This is a genomic window from Sphaerisporangium sp. NPDC005288 (assembly GCF_040607475.1).
Taxonomy (GTDB): domain Bacteria; phylum Actinomycetota; class Actinomycetes; order Streptosporangiales; family Streptosporangiaceae; genus Sphaerisporangium; species Sphaerisporangium rhizosphaerae.
Window position 1 is genome coordinate 141,596 of sequence record NZ_JBEXGT010000007.1, and the last position, 19,271, is coordinate 160,866.

16 protein-coding genes are annotated in these 19,271 nt (G+C 72.1%); 11 read left to right on the forward strand and 5 right to left on the reverse strand.

The window, feature by feature from the left end; genetic code table 11:
• The first annotated feature begins 21 nt into the window (after positions 1-21).
• From valS to ABZU32_RS09730, 6 genes are all read left to right on the forward strand, one after another.
• Entirely contained in the window at positions 22-2,574 is a 2,553-nt protein-coding gene (gene valS / locus ABZU32_RS09705; protein WP_354919572.1) for a valine--tRNA ligase, read from the forward strand.
• A 159-nt stretch (positions 2,575-2,733) separates the two neighbouring features.
• On the forward strand, positions 2,734-4,080 hold the full coding sequence (locus ABZU32_RS09710; RefSeq protein ID WP_354919575.1) for an AI-2E family transporter: 1,347 nt from the start codon (positions 2,734-2,736) through the stop codon (positions 4,078-4,080).
• Positions 4,081-4,275: 195 nt separating this feature from the next.
• Positions 4,276-4,710, forward strand: a complete 435-nt coding sequence (dut, locus tag ABZU32_RS09715; RefSeq protein ID WP_354851036.1) for a dUTP diphosphatase — start codon at positions 4,276-4,278, stop codon at positions 4,708-4,710.
• Between the two features lie 13 nt (positions 4,711-4,723).
• Positions 4,724-5,401 carry a DUF3710 domain-containing protein gene (locus ABZU32_RS09720; protein WP_354919577.1) on the forward strand — a complete coding sequence of 226 codons (678 nt, stop codon included), beginning with the start codon at positions 4,724-4,726 and terminating at the stop codon, positions 5,399-5,401.
• Between the two features lie 55 nt (positions 5,402-5,456).
• Positions 5,457-5,846 (forward strand): OB-fold nucleic acid binding domain-containing protein, encoded by a 390-nt coding sequence (locus ABZU32_RS09725; RefSeq protein ID WP_354851042.1) that lies wholly within the window; start codon positions 5,457-5,459, stop codon positions 5,844-5,846.
• A 74-nt stretch (positions 5,847-5,920) separates the two neighbouring features.
• On the forward strand, positions 5,921-6,598 hold the full coding sequence (locus ABZU32_RS09730) for a DUF3159 domain-containing protein (protein WP_354851044.1): 678 nt from the start codon (positions 5,921-5,923) through the stop codon (positions 6,596-6,598).
• Between the two features lie 176 nt (positions 6,599-6,774).
• Here ABZU32_RS09730 and ABZU32_RS09735 read toward each other — a convergent pair whose 3' ends face one another.
• Entirely contained in the window at positions 6,775-7,434 is a 660-nt protein-coding gene (locus ABZU32_RS09735) for a TrkA family potassium uptake protein (RefSeq protein WP_354851047.1), read from the reverse strand.
• A complete protein-coding gene (locus ABZU32_RS09740; protein WP_354851050.1) occupies positions 7,434-8,102 on the reverse strand; it encodes a TrkA family potassium uptake protein in 669 nt (222 codons plus the stop codon). Before ABZU32_RS09740 ends, ABZU32_RS09735 begins: the two co-directional genes overlap by 1 nt.
• Positions 8,103-8,240: 138 nt before the next feature.
• On the opposite strand from ABZU32_RS09740, the gene ABZU32_RS09745 reads away from it, so the two are divergent.
• Both ABZU32_RS09745 and ABZU32_RS09750 read left to right on the forward strand, forming a co-directional pair.
• Positions 8,241-10,253, forward strand: coding sequence for an APC family permease (locus tag ABZU32_RS09745; RefSeq protein ID WP_354851053.1), 2,013 nt, complete (start codon positions 8,241-8,243; stop codon positions 10,251-10,253).
• Entirely contained in the window at positions 10,250-11,515 is a 1,266-nt protein-coding gene (locus ABZU32_RS09750; RefSeq protein ID WP_354919580.1) for a class I SAM-dependent RNA methyltransferase, read from the forward strand. Before ABZU32_RS09745 ends, ABZU32_RS09750 begins: the two co-directional genes overlap by 4 nt.
• Positions 11,516-11,565: 50 nt before the next feature.
• On the opposite strand, the gene ABZU32_RS09755 is transcribed toward ABZU32_RS09750, so the two are convergent.
• Positions 11,566-12,402 carry an alpha/beta hydrolase gene (locus ABZU32_RS09755; RefSeq protein ID WP_354919583.1) on the reverse strand — a complete coding sequence of 279 codons (837 nt, stop codon included), beginning with the start codon at positions 12,400-12,402 and terminating at the stop codon, positions 11,566-11,568.
• Between the two features lie 74 nt (positions 12,403-12,476).
• Between ABZU32_RS09755 and ABZU32_RS09760 the strand changes: the two genes are divergently transcribed.
• Positions 12,477-13,028, forward strand: a complete 552-nt coding sequence (locus ABZU32_RS09760) for a helix-turn-helix domain-containing protein (RefSeq protein ID WP_354851062.1) — start codon at positions 12,477-12,479, stop codon at positions 13,026-13,028.
• Positions 13,029-13,111: 83 nt separating this feature from the next.
• Here the strand turns inward: ABZU32_RS09760 and ABZU32_RS09765 are convergent, their stop codons facing one another.
• Both ABZU32_RS09765 and ABZU32_RS09770 read right to left on the reverse strand, forming a co-directional pair.
• Positions 13,112-13,870, reverse strand: a complete 759-nt coding sequence (locus ABZU32_RS09765; protein ID WP_354919587.1) for a protein phosphatase 2C domain-containing protein — start codon at positions 13,868-13,870, stop codon at positions 13,112-13,114.
• A 168-nt stretch (positions 13,871-14,038) separates the two neighbouring features.
• Positions 14,039-14,740 (reverse strand): hypothetical protein, encoded by a 702-nt coding sequence (locus ABZU32_RS09770; protein WP_354919590.1) that lies wholly within the window; start codon positions 14,738-14,740, stop codon positions 14,039-14,041.
• A 360-nt stretch (positions 14,741-15,100) separates the two neighbouring features.
• On the opposite strand from ABZU32_RS09770, the gene ABZU32_RS09775 reads away from it, so the two are divergent.
• Both ABZU32_RS09775 and ABZU32_RS09780 read left to right on the forward strand, forming a co-directional pair.
• The gene (locus ABZU32_RS09775; protein ID WP_354851071.1) at positions 15,101-15,298 is read left to right on the forward strand and encodes a transposase; all 198 of its coding nucleotides are present in this window, start codon (positions 15,101-15,103) and stop codon (positions 15,296-15,298) included.
• Between the two features lie 3,463 nt (positions 15,299-18,761).
• Positions 18,762-19,016: a hypothetical protein gene (locus ABZU32_RS09780; RefSeq protein ID WP_354919592.1), complete on the forward strand. Its 255-nt coding sequence runs from the start codon at positions 18,762-18,764 to the stop codon at positions 19,014-19,016.
• Positions 19,017-19,271 lie beyond the last annotated feature (255 nt).

Here is a 19,271-nt window from a genome sequence, read left to right on the forward strand (position 1 = left end):
GACGCCATACCATAGGGCGCCATGACCCAACAGCGACCGCGCCATGTCACCGTTCCCGAAAGGCCCTCTCTCGATGGCCTGGAGCCGGTATGGGCGGCCCGCTGGGAGGCCGAGGGCACCTACCGCTTCGACCGGGCCAAGACCCGCGAGCAGGTGTACTCCATCGACACCCCGCCGCCGACCGTCTCGGGCGCCCTGCACGTCGGCCACGTCTTCTCCTACACCCACACCGACACGATCGCCCGCTTCCAGCGCATGCGCGGACGTGAGGTGTTCTACCCCATGGGGTGGGACGACAACGGCCTGCCCACCGAGCGCCGCGTGCAGAACCACTTCGGCGTGCGCTGCGACCCCTCGCTGCCCTACGACCCCGGCTTCCGCCCGCCCGGCAAGCCCGACCCCAAGCGCCAGGTCCCCGTCTCGCGGCGCAACTTCATCGAGCTGTGCGAGCAGCTGACCACCGAGGACGAGAAGGCCTTCGAGGAACTGTGGCGCCACCTCGGGCTCTCGGTCGACTGGTCGCTGACCTACGCCACGATCGACGAGGCCTCCCGGGCCGCCTCCCAGCGGGCGTTCCTGCGCAACCTGGCGCGCGGCGAGGCGTACGTCGCCGAGGGGCCCACCCTCTGGGACGTGACCTTCCGCACGGCCGTCGCCCAGGCCGAACTGGAGGACCGCGAGTGGCCGGGCGCCTTCCACCGCATCCGGTTCGGCGGGGTCCCCGGCACCGCGTACGCCGACGGCGTCGCCATCGAGACCACCCGCCCCGAGCTGATCCCGGCCTGCGTGGCCCTGGTCGCCCACCCCGACGACGAGCGCTACCAGCCCCTGTTCGGCAAGACGGTGCGCACGCCGCTGTTCGGCGTCCCGGTGCCGGTGCTCGCCCACCGGCTGGCCGAGCGCGACAAGGGCTCGGGCATCGCGATGATCTGCACCTTCGGCGACCTCACCGACGTCGTCTGGTGGCGCGAGCTCGACCTGCCGGCCCGCCCGGTCATCGGCTGGGACGGCCGCATGCTGGCCGATCCGCCCGAGGGGGTCCCCGCCGAGACCTACGCCCTGCTGGCCGGCCTGACGACCCACTCGGCCCGCGAGCGCATCGTCCAACTGCTGCAGGACACCGAGGAGCTGGAGGAGGAGCCGCGCAAGGTCTCCCGCCCGGTCAAGTTCTACGAGAAGGGCGACCGGCCGCTGGAGATCGTCACCACCCGCCAGTGGTACATCCGCAACGGCGGGCGCGATCCCCGGCTGCGGTCGGCGCTGCTCGAACGCGGGCGCGAGCTGCGCTGGCACCCGCCGCACATGCGGGTGCGCTACGAGAACTGGGTGCAGGGCCTGGCCGGCGACTGGCTGATCTCCCGGCAGCGGTTCTTCGGCGTCCCCATCCCCGTGTGGTACCCGCTGGACTCCGAGGGCCTGCCCATCCACGACGCGCCGATCGTGCCGCCCGAGGACGCCCTGCCGGTCGACCCCTCGAGCGACGTGCCGCCCGGCTACGCCGAGGACCAGCGGGGCAAGCCCTTCGGCTTCGCCGCCGACCCCGACGTCATGGACACCTGGGCCACCTCCTCGCTGACCCCGCAGATCGTCTCGGGCTGGGAGCGCGACGACGACCTGTACCGGCGGGTGTTCCCCATGGACCTGCGGCCGCAGGCCCACGAGATCATCCGCACGTGGCTGTTCGCCTCGGTGGTCCGGGCGCACCTCGAGAGCGGCGTGCTGCCCTGGCGCGACGCCGCGATCGCCGGCTGGATCCTCGACCCCGACCGCAAGAAGATGTCCAAGTCCAAGGGCAACGTGGTCACGCCCATGGGCCTGCTGCGCGAGTACGGCTCCGACGCGGTCCGCTACTGGGCCGCCGGCGGCCGTCCGGGCACCGACACGGCCTTCGACACCGGGCAGATCAAGGTCGGCCGCCGGCTGGCCATCAAGATCCTCAATGCCTCCAAGTTCGTGCTCGGCCTGGGCGAGACGGCGGGGGAGCAGGTCACCGAGGCGCTCGACCGGTCGATGCTCGCCCGGCTGGCCGGAGTGGTGGAGGAGGCCACGGCCGCCTTCGCGTCCTACGACTACACCCGCGCCCTGGAGGCCACCGAGCGGTTCTTCTGGGAGTTCTGCGACGACTACCTCGAACTGGTCAAGTCCCGCGCCTACGGGGACGACGCCGGAGCGGTGTCGGCCCGCGCCGCGCTGCGGCAGGCGCTCCAGGTGATGCTGCGGCTGTTCGCGCCGTTCCTGCCGTTCGTCACCGAGGAGGTCTGGTCCTGGTGGCGGGAGGGCTCGGTGCACCGCGCCGCCTGGCCGTCGGCCGGCGAACTGGACGCCTCCGGCGACGCGCGGGTCCTGGCCGCGGTGTCGGAGGTGCTGCGCGAGGTCCGCAAGGCCAAGTCCGCGGCCAAGCTGTCCATGCGCGCGGAGGTGGCGCGGCTGGACGTCCACGGCGCGGCGGTCGAGCTGGTGCGCCACGGGCAGGACGACCTGTGCGCGGCCGGAGCGGTCGAGGAGTTCGTCCTCGGCTCCGCCGACGGTGAGCCGGAGGTGACCGTCACGCTCGCCGAGGCCGCCGCCGGGTGACCCATTCACCAGCGAGACGGGCATATCGGGTGGCCTTCGGCGGGGGAGACCAGGCCGTCGCTTGAACCCGGCCGTAACCTGCGCGCGTTCGGCCGCCCGGCGTGCCAGTCTGTAATGGTGATCGCGGAACGGGAGACTGACGGGCGCACTGTGCCACCGGTGCTTTCCGCCATGGCGGCGTGGAGCTGGCGGCTGATCGTCATCGGCGTGGTGATCTACTTCTCGGCGCAGATCATCGTCCACCTCAGCTTCGTGGCGCTGCCCCTGGCGGTGGCGCTGCTGCTGACCGCCCTGCTCTACCCGCTCACCGACCGGCTGCGCAAGGCGGGCCTGCGCCCCATCTGGGCGACGTGGGCCACCATGCTGTCCGCCCTCGCCCTGCTGGTCGCCGTCGGGTTCATCATCGGCACCCGGGCCAACGACGAGTTCCCCGGGCTGATCGCGCAGATCCAGAAGACCACCCGCGACGTGCAGGGCTGGCTGCTCACCGGACCGTTCCACCTCAAAGAGGCCCAGCTCACCGGCATGCTGGATGAGATCATCCGGCAGGTCAACGCCCAGCGCAGCGCGCTCACCGGAGCGCTGCTGTCCACGGCGGCGGTCTTCATCGAGGTCCTCGCCTCCATCGTCCTGCTGCTGTTCGTCACCTTCTTCATGCTCAAGGACGGCGACCGCATCTGGTCGTGGTTCCTGCGCGGCTTCGGCTCGGCCGCGCCCCGGGTCGACCGCGCCGGCCGCGCCGCCTGGCACACCCTCTCGCAGTACATCCACGGCACGGTCATCGTGGCCGCCATCCACGGCGTGATCATCGGCATCGTGCTGTTCGCCATGAGGGTGCCGCTGTGGGCGCCGCTCGCGGTCCTGATCTTCCTGGCGAGCTTCATCCCGATCATCGGCATCTTCATCGCCGGGGGCCTGGCCGCCCTGGTGACCCTCGGCGCGCAGGGGCCCATCTTCGCCCTGGTCTTCATCGGCATCCTGCTCGTCGAGCAGCAACTGGAGAACCACGTGCTCCAGCCGATGATCGTCGGGCGGGCCGTGAAGTTCCACCCCTTGGCGATCATCCTGGTGCTGGCGGTCGGCGGCATCCTGGGCGGCATCGCCGGCGCGGCGATCGCCGTGCCGATCGCCGCCGTGGTCTACCGCGCCCTGCCCGAGCTGCGCAGGAGCCCGCGTGAGCTGCCGCCCGCCGCCCCGCACGAGCCGCTGGAGCCGCACGAGCCGCCCGGGCCGCAGCCGCCGGCCGGGCCCGCCGCGCCGCAGGAGCCCGCCCAGCCCAGGAAGCTCGCCGAGCCCACCAAGCCCAACGAGCCCGCCGAGCCCCGGAAGCCCACCGGGCCCAGCGAGCCCGGGGCGGCCGCCGCGCCGCGCCGGCCGCGCGAGTCCGCCGATCCGCCCCCGCCGCGCCGGCCGCAGGAGCCGCACGAGGCCGCCGGACCGGCCGCGCCCGCCGCGGGCCGTGCGCCCGCCGCGGGGGAGGACGTGTCGCCGCAGCACAGCGGGTAAGGTCTCCGTTCGTGACACCTTGCACGCCCCGCCCGCCCCGGTACGCTTCAGGGCGTACCTTGAGGCTGAGGGCCCGGCCCACGCGCCCGCGGGCCGCCGCGCCGGCGTGCCGGTCCCGGTGGGCGCCCGGCGGCCCGGCAGGCGAGGTCACACCGACGTCAGCCGAGCGCGGCTCCACGACCACGAGGTGAATCCATGATCGAGGTGCTGATCCAGCGGCTCGACCCCGGCCTTCCGCTCCCGTCCTACGCCCACCCGGGTGACGCGGGGGCCGACCTGCACGCCGCCGCGGACGTCGAGCTGCTGCCGGGCGAGCGGGCCGTCGTGGGCACCGGCGTGGCGATCGCGCTGCCGGACGGGTACGCGGCCTTCGTGCACCCGCGTTCCGGCCTCGCGGCCCGCCACGGTGTCACGCTCGTCAACGCGCCCGGCACGGTGGACGCCGGCTACCGCGGCGAGATCCGGGTGACGCTGATCAACACCGACGCCAAGGACGCCGTGCGGCTGCGCCGGGGCGACCGCATCGCCCAGCTCGTCGTCCAGCGGGTCGAGAAGGCAGCTTTCTACGAGGTGGAGCGGCTTCCCGGGTCGGCGCGCGGCGCCGACGGGTTCGGCTCCACCGGCCGATAAGTCGACAAGGAGTGTGAACGAAGTGTTCCGACGCCGCCGTCATGCGGAGCAAGAGGAGACGGCACCGGCCGCCGAGGCGCCGGTCCCCGTCCGCGAGTCGGGACCGTGGGACGCCGACGAGCCCCACCCCGACACCGAGCGGGTCGACCTGGGCGGCATGCGCCTGCCCATCGGCTCCGGTTTCGAGATCCAGCTCAACGTCGCCGGCGACCAGATCGTCGGCGCCGTCGTCATGGTCGAAGAGAGCGCCCTGCAGGTGCACGCGTTCGCCGCGCCCAAGAAGACCGGCATCTGGGACGAGGTCCGCGGCGAGCTGTCGCGCGAGCTGACCGCCGCCGGGGGCACCTGCGAGCAGCGCGAGGGCCCCTTCGGCGCCGAGCTGGCCGCCGAGATCATGCAGGACGGCGCCACCCAGCCCGTCCGGTTCATCGGCGTCGACGGCCCGCGCTGGTTCCTGCGCGGGGTCATCAGCGGCCGGGCCATCGCCGACCCCGACGTCGCCAAGACCCTGGAGGACGTCCTGCGCGACATCGTGGTCGTCCGGGGTGACCTGCCCATGGCGCCCAAGGAGCCCATCGAGCTGCGCCTGCCCGCCGAGGCCCGCCAGGCCGTCGAGCAGCAGGCCGCCCAGGAGGGCCGGCCCTCGCTCGATCCGTTCGAGCGCGGACCTGAGATCAGCGAGACTCGCTGACGTAAGCTGCGGGCAGGACGGTCAGGACCACAGGGCTCGCGAGGAGTGAACAGAGATGAGTACGGCAGAGCCCGTCAAACGGGGGCTGCGCGGTTTCCTGCGGCGGCTGACGACCAGCCAGGCCGAGCTGGAGGCGGCGGAGCTCCAGGAGGACCTCGACCAGTACGGGGCGACGCCCATCGCCTCCTGCGGCCAGCGCAGGAGGTTCTGCGTCGCGGGCACCCTGCGCACGGTGACGCTGCGGCCCCGGGGCGGCGTCCCGTCCCTCGAGGCCGAGCTGTACGACGGGTCGGACGTGGTCGACCTGGTGTGGCTGGGCCGACGGAAGATCGTGGGCATCGAGCCGGGGCGCGTCGTGCGCGCCGAAGGGCTCGTCAGCGTCCAGGACGGCCGTAAGGTGATGTTCAACCCTCGTTACGAGCTGCGGCCGGCGAGCGGCCAGTGACCACGGTTCCCCCAGGCGAGGAGACCAATGACCATGCAGCCGCCCAAGGACGCGCCGGCCACGGGAGCGCGCCGGTGAGCACGTCCTCCGAGACGGCCCGCGAGGCGGCCGCGCACGACACCGTCGAGGCCGCCATCCGCGCCCAGCTCACCAAGGCGCTCGGCGGCGTGCGGGGCATCGTCGAGGCGGCCGTGCCGACGATCGCCTTCACCGTCTCCTGGATCGTCACCGAGCAGCTCAAGACCTCCCTGATCATCAGCATCGGCGCGGCCGTCCTGCTGCTGGTGGTGCGGCTGGCGCAGCGCTCCACGCCGCAGTTCGTGCTCAACAGCCTGGTCGGCATCGGCATCGGCGCGTTCTTCGCCTCCCGCACGGGCGAGGCCAAGGACGTCTTCATGCCGGGCATCCTCTACAACGCCGCCTACGCGGCCGCGATGACGCTGTCGATCATCGTCCGCTGGCCGGTCGTCGGGTTCCTCATCGGCTCGGTGACCGGCGACCCGACAGGCTGGCGGCGCGACCCCGGCATCGTCCGGCTCTGCTCGCGGCTGACCTGGCTGCTCATCCTGCCCTGCCTGCTGCGCGTGGTGGTGCAGCTCCCGCTCTACTTCGCCGACCAGGTCGCCGCGCTCGGGGTGGCGAAGGTCGCGCTCGGCTGGCCGGTCCAGGTGGCCGCGCTGGCCGCCATGGTGTGGGTGCTGGCCCGCGGCCGCACCCCGATCAGCCCCGCGCCGCCGCCCACCGGCACCTGACCCCGGCCGTCCGGCGCCCGTTCCGCGGGCGTCCGGACGACGACCGTCCCCGCCGCCGAGGGCAGGGACGGCCGTTCCCGTGGCGGGCCGTTCAGCGGCGGCGACCCACGGCCGCGACGGCGACGGCCGCGCCCCTGGCGGGTGCGCGGCCGTCCGCTGCGGTCTCGGCGGGTGTCTCAGTGCGGGGACAGAAGGTGCGCGAGGTCCTCCTCGACCTCCTGGCTGGCCACGAACAGCAGCTCGTCCCCGGCCTCCAGCGGATCGTCGTCAGAAGGCACCAGCACCCGGCCCTCGCGCAGGATGGCGACCAGGGCCGAGTCCTGCGGCCAGGGCACCGACCCGGCCCGCTGCCCGACGACCGGGGCGTCCTCGGGGAGCGTGAGCTCCACCAGGTTGGCCTGGCCCTGCCGGAAGGTCATCAGCCGCACCAGGTCGCCCACGCTGACCGCCTCCTCGACCAGGGCCGAGAGCAGGCGAGGGGTGGACACCGCGACGTCCACGCCCCACGACTCGTTGAACAGCCACTCGTTCTTCGGGTGGTTGATGCGGGCCACCACGCGCGGCACGCCGTACTCGGTCTTGGCCAGCAGCGACACCACGAGGTTGGCCTTGTCGTCGCCGGTCGCCGCGATCACCACGTGGCAGGCGTTCAGCCCCGCCTCGTCCAGCGCGGAGATCTCGCAGGCGTCCGCCAGCAGCCACTCGGCCTGCGGCACGCTGTCGATCTTGATGGCCGACGGGTCGGCGTCGATGAGCAGGACCTCGTGGCCGTTCTCCAGCAACTCGGCGGCGATGGACCGGCCGACCGCCCCCGCGCCCGCGATCGTGACGCGCATCAGTGGGACTCCTCCTCAGGCGCCGAGGACAGCACCTTGTTGATCCGGTCCATGTCGGTGTCGGCGGCGATCACGTGCAGGATGTCGCCCTCCTGCAGGACCGTGTCGTCCTTGGGCAGCAGCGCCTCGCCCATGCGGTTGACGAAGGCGACCCGGGTGGCGGCGAGCTCCTGCACCTTCTTGGTGCGGGTGCCGATCCAGCCCTGGTGGTAGGCCACCTCGGCGAGGGTCACGGTGCCGGTGGGGTCGCGCCACAGCGGCTCGGCGCCTTCAGGGAGCACCCGGCGCAGGATCTGGTCGGCCGTCCATCGCACCGTCGCCACCGTCGGGATGCCGAGACGCTGGTACACCTCGGCCCGCCGCGAGTCGTAGATGCGGGCCACCACGTTGTCCACGCCGAAGGTCTCGCGTGCCACGCGGGCGGAGATGATGTTGGAGTTGTCGCCGCTGCTGACCGCGACGTACGCGGCGGCCGACTCGATGCCGGCCTCCTCCAGGACGTCGCGGTCGAACCCGACGCCGGTGACGCGGCGCCCGCGGAACCCGGCGCGCAGCCGCCGGAACGCCTGCGGGTCCCTGTCGATGATCGCGACCGAGTGGCCGCTGTCCTCGAGGATGTGGGCGAGAGTCGATCCGACCCGGCCGCATCCCATGATGACGATGTGCATGCTCCCCCGCCGTTGGCATCGAGGCGGCAACTGGACGTTATACAGCTACCAGGCCAAGTATGGCCGGTTCTGGGAGCGCCATGTGATGCGCACCGCACCTGAGGACTAGCATCGTCACTCGTGGTCAAGGTTGCAGATATGGTCAAGCGACTACTCGTGGGCCGCGCCCTTCGAAGCGCGCAGGCCCACGAGCAGTTGCTGCCCAAGCGCATCGCGCTGCCGGTGTTCGCCAGCGACGCGCTCTCCTCGGTGGCGTACGCCCCGCAGGAGATCCTCATCACCCTCGGCATCGCCGGCATCGCGGCCTACCACTTCACTCCGTGGATCGCCCTCGCGGTCGTGGTGATCCTGCTGACGGTGGTCGCCTCCTACCGCCAGAACGTGCGGGCCTACACCAGCGGCGGCGGCGACTTCGAGGTGGCCACCGAGAACCTCGGCAACAACCAGGGCCTGGTCGTCGCCAGCGCGCTCATGGTCGACTACGTGCTCACCGTCGCGGTGTCGGTCTCCTCCGGCGTGGAGAACCTCGGCGCGGCGCTGCCCTTCCTGGCCGACCGCAGGGTCGCGGCGGCCATCGTGGTCGTCGCCCTGCTGACCGTCATGAACCTGCGGGGCATCAGGGAGTCCGGCCTGGCCTTCGCCATCCCCACCTATGCCTTCATGCTCAGCGTCTTCGGCCTGATGATCTGGGGCGGGGTGCGGCTGGCGCTCGGCACCGAGCTGACCGCCCCCACGGCCGGCTACACCGTCACGGGTGAGAGCGTCGGCGTGGGCGGCTTCGCCCTGATCTTCCTGCTGCTGCGCGCCTTCTCCTCCGGCTGCGCCGCGCTGACCGGCGTCGAGGCCATCAGCAACGGCGTGCCGGCCTTCAAGAAGCCCAAGGGCAAGAACGCCGCCAACACGCTGCTGGCGCTCGGCGCGCTCGCCGCGACGATGTTCGTCGGCATCACCGCCCTGGCCTACGTCACCGGCGCCAAGTTCGCCGACCCCTCCCAGGGCAGCACGCTCCTCGACGGGTCGGGCAGGCCCGTGGAGAACCCGGCCCCGGTGATCGCGCAGGTCGCCCAGACGGTGTTCAGCAACTTCACCCCCGCCTTCTATTTCATCACGGCGATGACCGCGCTGATCCTCGTGCTCGCCGCGAACACGGCCTTCAACGGCTTCCCGGTGCTCGCCTCGGTGCTGGCGCAGAACCGCTACCTGCCGCGCCAGCTCCACACGCGCGGCGACCGCCTGGCCTTCAGCAACGGCATCATCATCCTGGCCACCATGGCGGGCCTGCTGATCTACGCCTTCCACGCCGAGACCACCCGCCTGGTGCAGCTCTACATCGTCGGGGTGTTCGTGTCCTTCACCATCAGCCAGACCGGCATGGTGCGGCACTGGAACCGGCTCCTGCGCACCGAGGACGAGGCCAAGAAGCGCGCGCAGATGCAGCGGTCCAGGGTGATCAACGCCTTCGGCGCGACGGTGACCGGCCTGGTGCTGGTGGTGGTCCTGATCACCAAGTTCACCCACGGCGCGTGGATCGCCTGCGCCGCCATGGTCGTGCTGTTCGTCATGATGCGCGGCATCCGGCGCCACTACGACAACGTCGCCACCGAGCTCACCGTGCCCGAGCAGCACGAGGTCGACGAGTCCATGCTCCCGGCCAGGAACCACGCCATCGTCCTGCTCTCCAAGATCCACAAGCCGACGCTGCGCGCCCTGGCGTACGCGCGCGCCACGCGCCCCTCCAAACTGGAGGCGATCAGCGTCGCGGTGGACCCCGACGAGGCCCGGCAACTGCAGGCCGACTGGGAGGAGCGGGGCATCCCGGTGCCGCTGAAGGTCCTGGACTCGCCGTACCGCGAGATCACCCGGCCGGTGCTCGAATACGTCAAGAGCTTGCGGCGCCGGTCGCCGCGCGATGTCGTCACCGTGTTCATCCCCGAGTATGTCGTGGGCCACTGGTGGGAACATCTGCTTCACAACCAGAGTGCGCTGCGGCTGAAGGGCAGGCTGCTCTTCCAGCCGGGCGTGATGGTCACCAGCGTGCCGTGGCAGCTGGCCTCCTCCGACCGGCTCCGGGGCCGTCCGGAGACGTTCGCCCCCGGCTCGGTGCGCCGGCCGTACGCTGTGGCTCGTAAGGATGACCAGGTCAAGACGTGAGCGGGGGGACCGGAGTGCCGATCGAACTCAATGTTGAGCGCGTCGCCAACGGGGGATGGTGCGTCGCCAGGCACGAGGGCCGGGTGGTCTTCGTCCGCCATGCCCTGCCAGGTGAGCGGGTGCTGGCAGAGGTCACCGAGGAGACCACGCGGTTCCTGCGGGCCGACGCCGTGGAGATCCTCCAGGCCTCGCCCGACCGCGTCACCCCGCCGTGCCCGTTCGCCGGGCCGGGCCGCTGCGGCGGCTGCGACTGGCAGCACGCCACCCTGGAGGCCCAGCGCCGCCTCAAAGGCGAGGTCGTCGCCGAGCAGCTCCAGCGGCTCGCCGGCATCGACATGAAGGTTGACGTCGAGGAGGTCCCCGGCGCGGTCAGGGGCCTCGGCTGGCGCACCCGCGTCCAGTTCGCCGTCACCCCCGACGGCGTCCCCGGCCTGCGCCGCCACCGCTCCCACGAGATCGAGCCGGTCGACGCCTGCCTGATCGCCCACAAGGAGGTCGAGCGCGTGGGCGTCGAGCGGGCCGACTGGCGCGGCGCCGCCGCCGTGGAGGCCATCGCCACCTCGACGGGGGAGCGGGCCGTCGTCGTCACGCCCAAGACCCATCGCACGGTCGCGGTGCCCGAGCTCGGCGCCGACGCCTACGTGCTGGTCGACGAGGGCCGGGGCCAGGCGCGGGCCGTGCGGGGGCGCACGGCGCTCACCGAGCGGGCCGGTGGACGCGACTTCCGGGTCACCGGCAGCGGCTTCTGGCAGGTCCATCCCGGCGTGCCCGGCGTGCTGCTGGAGGCGGTCCTGGAGTACGCAGCCGTCCGGCCCGGCGACTGGGCGCTCGACCTCTACTGCGGTGTCGGGCTGTTCGCGGCGGCCCTGGCGGAGGCGACCGGTCCCGAGGGCGCCGTGCTCGGCATCGAGTCCGACGCGCGCGCCGTGCAGGACGCCCGCCACAACCTGCGCGACCTGCCGCAGGCGCGCGTCGAGCGCGGCCGCGTCGAGGACACCCTCGACCGCCTCGGCGTCGAGCGGGCCGACGTGGTGGTCGTCGACCCGCCGCGCACCGGACTCGGCCGCGACGTGGTCAGCCGGGTCGCCGGCCTGGACGCCGGCCGCATCGTCTACGTCTCCTGCGACCCCGCCACACTGGCCCGCGACCTGTCCTGGTTCGCCGACCACGGCTACCCCGCCGTCGACCTGCGCGCCTTCGACGCCTTCCCGATGACCCACCACGTCGAGACCGTCGTGCTCCTAGTGAAGGACGTGGTCTAGCCCCTGACCGGCAGTGACGCGGCACGGAAGGGCGCAGGGCGGCCCGGTGGTCAGGCGCCGCGGCCGAGCAGCCGGCGTGTCCGGTCGGCGACCAGGTGCGGTTGCTCGGCCGGGATGAGGTGTCCCGAGGCGACGTCCTCGTGGCGGCCGTCGGGCAGGCCGGCGGCATAGCGGCGCTGGTGCTCGCGGATGGCGGCGTGCTGAGGCTCCCGTCCTCTGGCGGCGTGGGCCGCCGACAGCACGATCGTCGGGCATTTCGGCGGCTGCGGAGGCTGGGCGCGGAATCGCGGGATGGCGGCGGCCACCGCCTGCATCTCCTTGCGGGTCTGCGCGGTTCCGGCCGGGGTGAGATCCTCGGCGAGGATGGTCTTGTAGGTGTCGGCGGAGAACGCGCGCCGCAGATTGCCGCTGAACAACCACGCCAGGGGAGCGAATTGGCTGAGTCGCTGCATCACCGCCAGCACGCGGTCGACCTTCTTGGTGGTCTGGTCCCAGGTGTCGTACACCGGCGAGGTCTCCGGTAGGGCGTCGACCAGCAGCAGCCCTCGCAGCCGAGGTCCCAGGTGCTCGGCGGCCCGGCGGGCGACCAGTCCGCCCATACTGTGCGCGACGAGCACGAACTCGCCGGGGACGACGGCCTCGGTCATCGCGGTCAGGTCGGCGGCCATGTCGTCGATGCCGAGCCGGCCGGAGATGCGGCCGCTGAGCGCGCGCCCGGCCCGGTCGTAGGCCACCAGGCGCGCCGTGCCGGCCAGCAGCGGCAGCACCGGATCCCAGAAGGTGCGGCCGCAGCCCGCGCCCGCCTCGAAGACCACCCAGTCCTGCCCCTGGCCGGACTCCTCGACATAGACGTGCCGGCCGTTGACCGGCACCCTCCTCCCTGGCATCTCCCGCAAGGCTCCTCCCGTCCACGCTACGTTTTCATTTTAGATAATGGTATCGCATATGAAATCGTTGGGCCATGGACCCTGTCGACCAGCTGTTGCACCCGGTGCGGCTGCGCATCGTGCATGCTCTGTCCGCAGCGGGCACGCTGACGATCGCGCAGATGTGCGCCCGCATGCCCGACGTGCCCAAGATCACGGTGTATCGCCAGGTGGCCCAGCTGACGGAGGGAGGGTTGCTCGAGGTGGGCGGCGAGCAGCGAGTGCGCGGTGCGGTCGAGCGCCGCTACCGGCTGCGTCAGGACCGGCCCAGGATCGACGGCGACGCGGCCGCCGCGATGTCGCTCGACGACCACCGGCGTGGATTCGCCGCGGCCATGGCCGTCCTGATCGCCGAATTCAACGCCTACCTGGACCGTGACGGCGCCGACCCGGTCGCCGACTCGGTCTCCTACCGGCAGGGCACCCTGTGGCTCAGCCCGGACGAGCTCACCGAGATGGCGGCCGACCTGATCGCGGTACTGCGCGGCCGGCTGGCCAACGCCTCCGCCCCGGGCCGCGCGCCGTACCTCCTCAGCGCGATCTTGTTTCCCGTCGAGCAACCGCCCGCTGATGGAACCGAGCGCTAGCCGGGGGAGGCGTCGGCGTCAGCCCCCGCCGGCGCTCCCTGATTCATACTTTGTAAAGGCATGAACCTCAGGCGGCACACCGTTCACCACGATGCCCAGGCGGCCGTCGCGTCGTCGTGGGGCTTGGCGCCGGCGGGGGTGCCGTGCCGCAGTTCGGCCTCGCGCACCTGGGCGATCAGTTCGGCGGTCCCGGCCTTGGCGGCGGTCTCCACCAGGTGCTCCCACGTGTGGCCGTACCACTCGACCAGACGGGTGACGCCGTCGGTGGCCAGCAGGACGCCGCTCAGCCCGGCGGCCTCCACCGAGCCGGCCACGGCCTCGCCGGCCGCCTCCGGGAGCGCGCCGGCGACCCAGAACCCGCCCGGCCTGTTGCGCACCGAGCGCACCAGCGCCAGGCTGTACGGCCGGCCGCCGGGCAGGTGGTCGACGCGGTCGTCGTCGATCACCGTGACCACGCCGTCCCTGCCGTGCAACACGATCGGCGAGTCGCACAGCACCAGGTAGTCCAGCATGTCCGCGCGCCTCCGGACCATCGCCACCGTGGAGGACGGCGAGTCCGCGTTCGCCAGGTCGCATGCCCCTTCGTGGGCGTCCATCGCCTCGCCGATCGCGGCGGCGAGGATCTGCCGCAGGCCGGCGTCCGGCTCGGCGGCGAGCCCGCGCGCCAGCCCGGCGCCCAGCCGGGCGACGTACCACGCGACGTCGTGCCGGCATCCCGAATCCACCCCGGCCGCGGCCGTGGCCCCGTCCAGCACGGCGACCCAGTCGGGCCCGGCGATGACCAGGTCCTCGTTGCGGCGGCCCGGGACGGGAGCGGCCGCCGTGGAGAAGGTGACGTGCAAGGGACTCCTCACCTGGGATCGGGCGCCGGCCAGGCCGGCACGGCGTGCCGCCTGTCACCGATTATGCGTCCGCGACGGCAAGGGCCAGGACCGCCGGGACGCGCTCGGTCCCGAGGAGACGGTCGCCGGCCGCGACCGGCGCCGGCGAGTCAGGTGAGGACCAGGGCGTCATGGGAGGGCGTCGTGGTCCGGGACGCGCTCGCTGGCGCCGTAGATGGGGCCTCGGGCCCACTGGAGCAGGCCGGTCGGGGGCAGGCCGGGGATGGGGTTGCGAACGGGGTCGAAGCGGGTCGGCTCAGCGGCGTCCGACCGGGCGGGGCCGGTGAGCGTCAGCGTCCCGAACCGCTCCCAGGGGCCGAGAGGGGAGGCGACCACCAGGTCGAACCGCAGTGGACCCGCCTCCGCGGCCCGTCTGAGCACCGCGAGGCCCGCCGGCGGGCCGGGCCATCTCGCGACCGCGCCGAGCAGGACATGACCGCCGCCGGCCGCGTACGGGAGGAGCGAACCGTACATGCCGGGCGACCATCTGGTCGCGGGGCGCAGCAGGCGGCGGCCAAGCAGGGTGTGCCCTGTGGTGGCGAGCAGGAGTTCCGCGGTGACCTCACCGGTGCCGCCGTCGGGGGCGGCGGAGGTCCGCCAGCGCAGGGCCAGGCCGAGGATGTCGGGCAGGGGAGGGGGCAGGCCGGCGGCGCGGGACAGGCGGGCGACGCCTCGAAGGTCCGCCGGCTCGTCGAGGAAGGCGGCGCCCCTGGGGCGGGAGGCGCCGTGCAGGGCGAGCGCGGCGTCGAAGACCAGCCCGTCGGGGTGCAGCGGACGCCCGTGCCGCAGCCGTGCCACCGCCTGGAACACCGCCGCCGCTCCGCCGGCCACCGCCGCCACCACCGTCCGGACCGGCCCACCGTCTTCGCGCCCGAGCGGGCGTGTCGGCTCGGACGGCCGGATCGGCGTGCTCTCGCCTCGTCCGGACGGCTGAGCCGGTTCCGTCTTCGCCTGTTCGGACGTATGGACCCGCGTGACATCGCCCTGCTGGTGTGGGGGCTGTCCATGTCGCTGCACGCGTTCCTCCTACGGCCCGAACGCGAAGTCCCTGGGATGTCCGGTCAACTCTGGCGCTACCCGTGGGCAGGCTCGCGAATCCCCGCGCGAGGCGTGTTGCCTCGGGCGAGCGGGGAATCTGGGCGACGAAGGGCTTTGCTGCGCCTTGACCTGCGGTTTCTTATCATTTCCGGCATGTCGAAATGGGTCGGGGGAGAGGGATACGAGGTCGAGCCGATCAGGCTGGACGGCCACACGCTGCTCCGGGTGCGCCAGCACGGAGTGCTGATCGCCTACTGCCGCTCGGTCGCCGAGGTGGCGTCCATCGTGGACCTGGACGAGCTGGTCGAGCTGGTCATCCTGCCGCAGGCCGCCGCCGGCGGCCGGAACTGAGCATCGGGAGCCGTACCAGAAGGTCGTACCAGAAGACGGTGGCCGGGACCCTGGCGGCCGCTCGCTCGGATCGGTTCCTCGGTGGAACCACATCGTCGCGAAGCGGCCGCACATCCGCGTGCCCCGTCTGCCTATTGGTGATCAGGAGCTGGTCGTACGCGCCCGCTCACCGTGGTGCTTCACGGCTCGCCCGGTCAAGCCGTCGCCGGGTCGCCGGATCGCGAGGGACCTTCCACGTGCCAGTGAGGCACGTGGCCGGCGCCGGGCCCGAGGGGCCGTTATACGCCCGGTCGGCCCGGTGGCTGCTGGATCGGAAGTTGCGCGTCACGCACGCCCGGCTGGCTCGGCCCATGCGGGCCGCCGGCGATCGGCAGGGCCGGCGCCGGAAGGATGTGCGGTCGCGGCCCTGACGGGTAGTGCGGACCGGGGATCGGCCTCGGGTAGTGCGGGTACGGCCTTGGCCACCAGCCCGGCCGGGAGTACGGGTAGGGGTACGGATACGGGTACGGCAGGACGTACGGAGGGGTCACGGGATAGCCGCCTCCGACGGCGACGCATTCGTACTGCGGACAGGGCAGCGTGAAGCACTGCTTGGGCGAGTACACGCAGGTGTAGCCGGGCGGGCACACTACGTCGCCGCAGCCTTGCTTGGAGCACGGGGCCTTCGGGGCCGAAGCCGTGGCGGACGATGCCGGCGCCATCGTAGACCCGGCGGCGGCAAGGCTGCCCGCGTTGGCCGAGGCGGACAGTGCGGAGAGCGGCAGCGCCGCCAGAGCCGCCGTGATGACGAACGTTATTCGGATCATGATGAATCCCTGAACCCTTCTTGGTTCCCCCGGTGCAACCCCGCGCGAACCCACCGGGCAACCGTGGATTCGCCGGTATCTCGTGACAGGCCTCGCGGCCTACCGAGATCGTCGCATTCGGCGACCGGCATCCATCGGCAGCCACGCCATCACCGGGGCCAGGAAACAGTAAGAATGGCGGTTGCCTGAACAGAACCCCGCTGCCGCGAACCCTACCCAGCGCTATGTACCGATTGTCGGGAACGTAGGCGCTTCTGGTCGAATACGCTTTTTGTGGAGACGCGCGCAATGGTCTCCGATGCGACGCCGGAAGGGCCCGGATCCGCTTGGCCGGGACCGCCTGGCCGGGACCGCTTGGCCGGGACCGTGACGGTCGGACCGGCGCTGGACGGTATCTCCCGCGAGCACGCGACCTATTCCCGAGGCGTCAATCGGCGAAGACCGACGCTTCCGACCCTTTCGGCGGGAGGCGTCATTATGACATCCGCCCCACGCCGCGACGAACGGCGCGCAGAACCAGGAATTCGATGTCCTTCTCGCCGTGAGATAACTGGGATCGCCCGGATGCGGTTTCGAGCGCCTTCGGACAGGATGTCCAGTCTGACGTGCGGTCATCGGAATCGGGGCATCCGCCGAGGACCTCCGGGAGCCGTCGCGAACGCCGCACCGGCGGCCCGGCATTGTGAGCGGCCGACGTCGCGGCGCGTTTTCCGGGTGTTCGGCGCCGTCGGCCGCCTGTGCACGACTTCGCGGCGCGTGCGGCACTTCACCGGCCGGCGCCTCGCGACCGCTCAGCTGTCCTGCGCTTCCACGGCCACGCCGGAGAAGTGAGCGGTTGCATTTCGCGAGGGCGTTGATCCGTGCAATCAGGGCGACACGCCGCGAATATCGATATGACGAGCTTGCGGCGGCGCTCATCGACGGGTCGGGCGGAGAAGTCCGCGATGTCGGGCAGGAGATCCGGCCGGACGGGGAAAGCGAACTTAATGACATCATCATCCTGGCAAAGAGCCGCGCGTGCGAGCGCTTCACCTCGAATTCCGAGGAGAGAATGAAGAGTGGCTACATTGATGAAACGGACCCTGCTGAGCGGCGCGCTCGCCGGGGTCGTTATCGTTTACTCACCTGCCGTGGCAGGTGCCGAGGCAAAGACCCCCTGGCCACCAGGTCAGGCGGTCATCGACTATACGATGAGCGGCACATACTACGGAGCACCGATGTGGGGCCATTTTGTGGCTCAACGCGCCTGTGTTCCCACGCTCTGCCCGCCGGCGAGCGTTCAGGTGGTCAGGCCGCAGGCCGCCCCGGTCGCGCCCGGCGCGATCCCGCTGTGCGCCTGGCTCGGTCTTCCCCAATCACTCTGCAAGGTGCCGCCGGGTCCCGCCGGTCCTCCCGGTCCTCCCGGTCCTCCCGGGCCGCCCGGACCCAGGGGTCTCCCGGGACGACCGGGGACGGACGGCGCCCCAGGTCCCGCCGGTCCGCAAGGTCCCGCAGGTCCTGAGGGTCCCGCCGGCCCCGCCGGTCCTCAGGGACCCGCCGGTCCCGAGGGCCCTGAGGGTCCCGCTGGTCCCGAGGGGCCTGCGGGTCCCCAAGGTCCCGAGGGTCCGGGGGGTCCTGCCGGTCCTGCCGGTCCTGAAGGTCCCGCCGGTCCTGCGGGTCCGGAGGGCCCGGCCGGCCCTGAGGGTCCCGGCGGTCCTGCAGGGCCTGCCGGTCCTGAGGGTCCCGCCGGTCCCGAGGGCCCTGCCGGTCCCCAAGGTCCCGAGGGGCCCGGGGGTCCTGCCGGTCCTGAAGGTCCTGCCGGTCCTGTGGGCCCGCAAGGTCCGGAGGGCCCTGCCGGTCCCGAAGGTCCCGCCGGCCCTCCCGGTCCTTCCGGCATTTCCGGCCCTTCTGGTCTGACGGTCTTCCCGGTCGTCGCCCCGCAGGTCACCGGGTTCACCGTGTATCCGGATTCGTGTCCGGGAGCACTGGGGTACGGGGTGGCCTACCCCGTGTGCGGTTGACCGCCATCGATGCCCGCCAACTGAGATGAACCGAAGAGGTGTGCGCCGCGAGCGGCGCACACCTCTTTCGTGCGTGCGAGGAGTTCCGGCTGTCGAGCAGCGGCCCCGGCGGTCTCGCCCGCCGAGCCGTGGACGTCCGACGTACCTTCTCTGAGCCGTGGACGTCGGGCGTGCCCCTCCCCGGGCCGTGGACGCCTGGCTTGCCCTCACCGGGCGCTGGAGGCCCGGCGTGCCTTCGGCGACGGGCGTCGCTGGTACTCCGATGCGAGCCGGGTCACTGCTCCCGGCCTCCTGTGCCCCCCCGCGACACCGAGGACGTCGCGGGCGCCCGGCCCGTGCCCCCACCGCTCCAACTCGGCCTGGGCCATGCTCGCCACGGGTCCGGAACACCTGCGTGCAGCCAGTGCGGCGTGACCGTCCGCCTTCGCCGGGGTGGCCGCCCTTCCCCGGCCCCGACCGGGATGCGGCGGGCCGCACCGGCTCCGGGCCGGCTGTCCGCGAACGTCCACCGGTCGGTCGCCGTAGCCGGCGCCGGCATGGCCGTACGACGACCCGCCGACCCGGCGCCGATCACCTCCAGCACACACCGGGGTGGAGGGCCGCACCTGGTGAACGCATGTGGTGACCGAACCGGCCGCCCGAAGGCGAGCAAGGCCGATGAAGACGGTGACGGCGGCGACGGTGACGGCGGCGACAGTGGCCGTGACGGCGGCGACCGCGGTGGTGGCGACAGTGGCGGTGACGGCGGTGACGGCGGTGACGGTGACGGCGGCGACAGTGGCCGTGACGGCGGCGACCGCGGTGGTGGCGACAGCGGCGGCGGTGGCGGCGGTGGCGGTGGCGGCGATGATCGGGGGCCTTCGCCCTGGCTTTTCGCCTTTCTCCGGATCCGTGGTCCGCGGACGATCCTGAGGGCTCACGGAGGATCAGTCGACTGCGGATCGCGATTTATGGCATATCTGGGCGTAAGCGCATTCCGAGGACCGTCCTTTGAAGTCCGGATTTCCTCTCGGCCGGCCGGAGTGAGAATGTTATGTCGTGATCTGTCGCGCTACCGGTGAGTTGGGATAGACGCGTCCGCCGGATGCGGAGGCATTCGGCGCGAGGGTCCGAGCCGAGGGTATGCCACCTCGTGATCATGGCCATGACCTGTGGTTTTGTGGAAAT

What these genes read in the sequence shown, in the direction of transcription:
- valS (WP_354919572.1), top strand. Translation starts at nt 22, where the DNA reads ATGACCCAACAGCGACCGCGCCATGTCACCGTTCCCGAAAGGCCCTCT.
- dut (WP_354851036.1), top strand. Translation starts at nt 4,276, where the DNA reads ATGATCGAGGTGCTGATCCAGCGGCTCGACCCCGGCCTTCCGCTCCCG.
- ABZU32_RS09725 (WP_354851042.1), top strand. Translation starts at nt 5,457, where the DNA reads ATGAGTACGGCAGAGCCCGTCAAACGGGGGCTGCGCGGTTTCCTGCGG.
- ABZU32_RS09735 (WP_354851047.1), bottom strand. Translation starts at nt 7,434, where the DNA reads ATGCGCGTCACGATCGCGGGCGCGGGGGCGGTCGGCCGGTCCATCGCC.
- ABZU32_RS09740 (WP_354851050.1), bottom strand. Translation starts at nt 8,102, where the DNA reads ATGCACATCGTCATCATGGGATGCGGCCGGGTCGGATCGACTCTCGCC.
- ABZU32_RS09745 (WP_354851053.1), top strand. Translation starts at nt 8,241, where the DNA reads ATGGTCAAGCGACTACTCGTGGGCCGCGCCCTTCGAAGCGCGCAGGCC.
- ABZU32_RS09755 (WP_354919583.1), bottom strand. Translation starts at nt 12,402, where the DNA reads ATGCCAGGGAGGAGGGTGCCGGTCAACGGCCGGCACGTCTATGTCGAG.
- ABZU32_RS09760 (WP_354851062.1), top strand. Translation starts at nt 12,477, where the DNA reads ATGGACCCTGTCGACCAGCTGTTGCACCCGGTGCGGCTGCGCATCGTG.
- ABZU32_RS09775 (WP_354851071.1), top strand. Translation starts at nt 15,101, where the DNA reads ATGTCGAAATGGGTCGGGGGAGAGGGATACGAGGTCGAGCCGATCAGG.
- ABZU32_RS09780 (WP_354919592.1), top strand. Translation starts at nt 18,762, where the DNA reads ATGAAGACGGTGACGGCGGCGACGGTGACGGCGGCGACAGTGGCCGTG.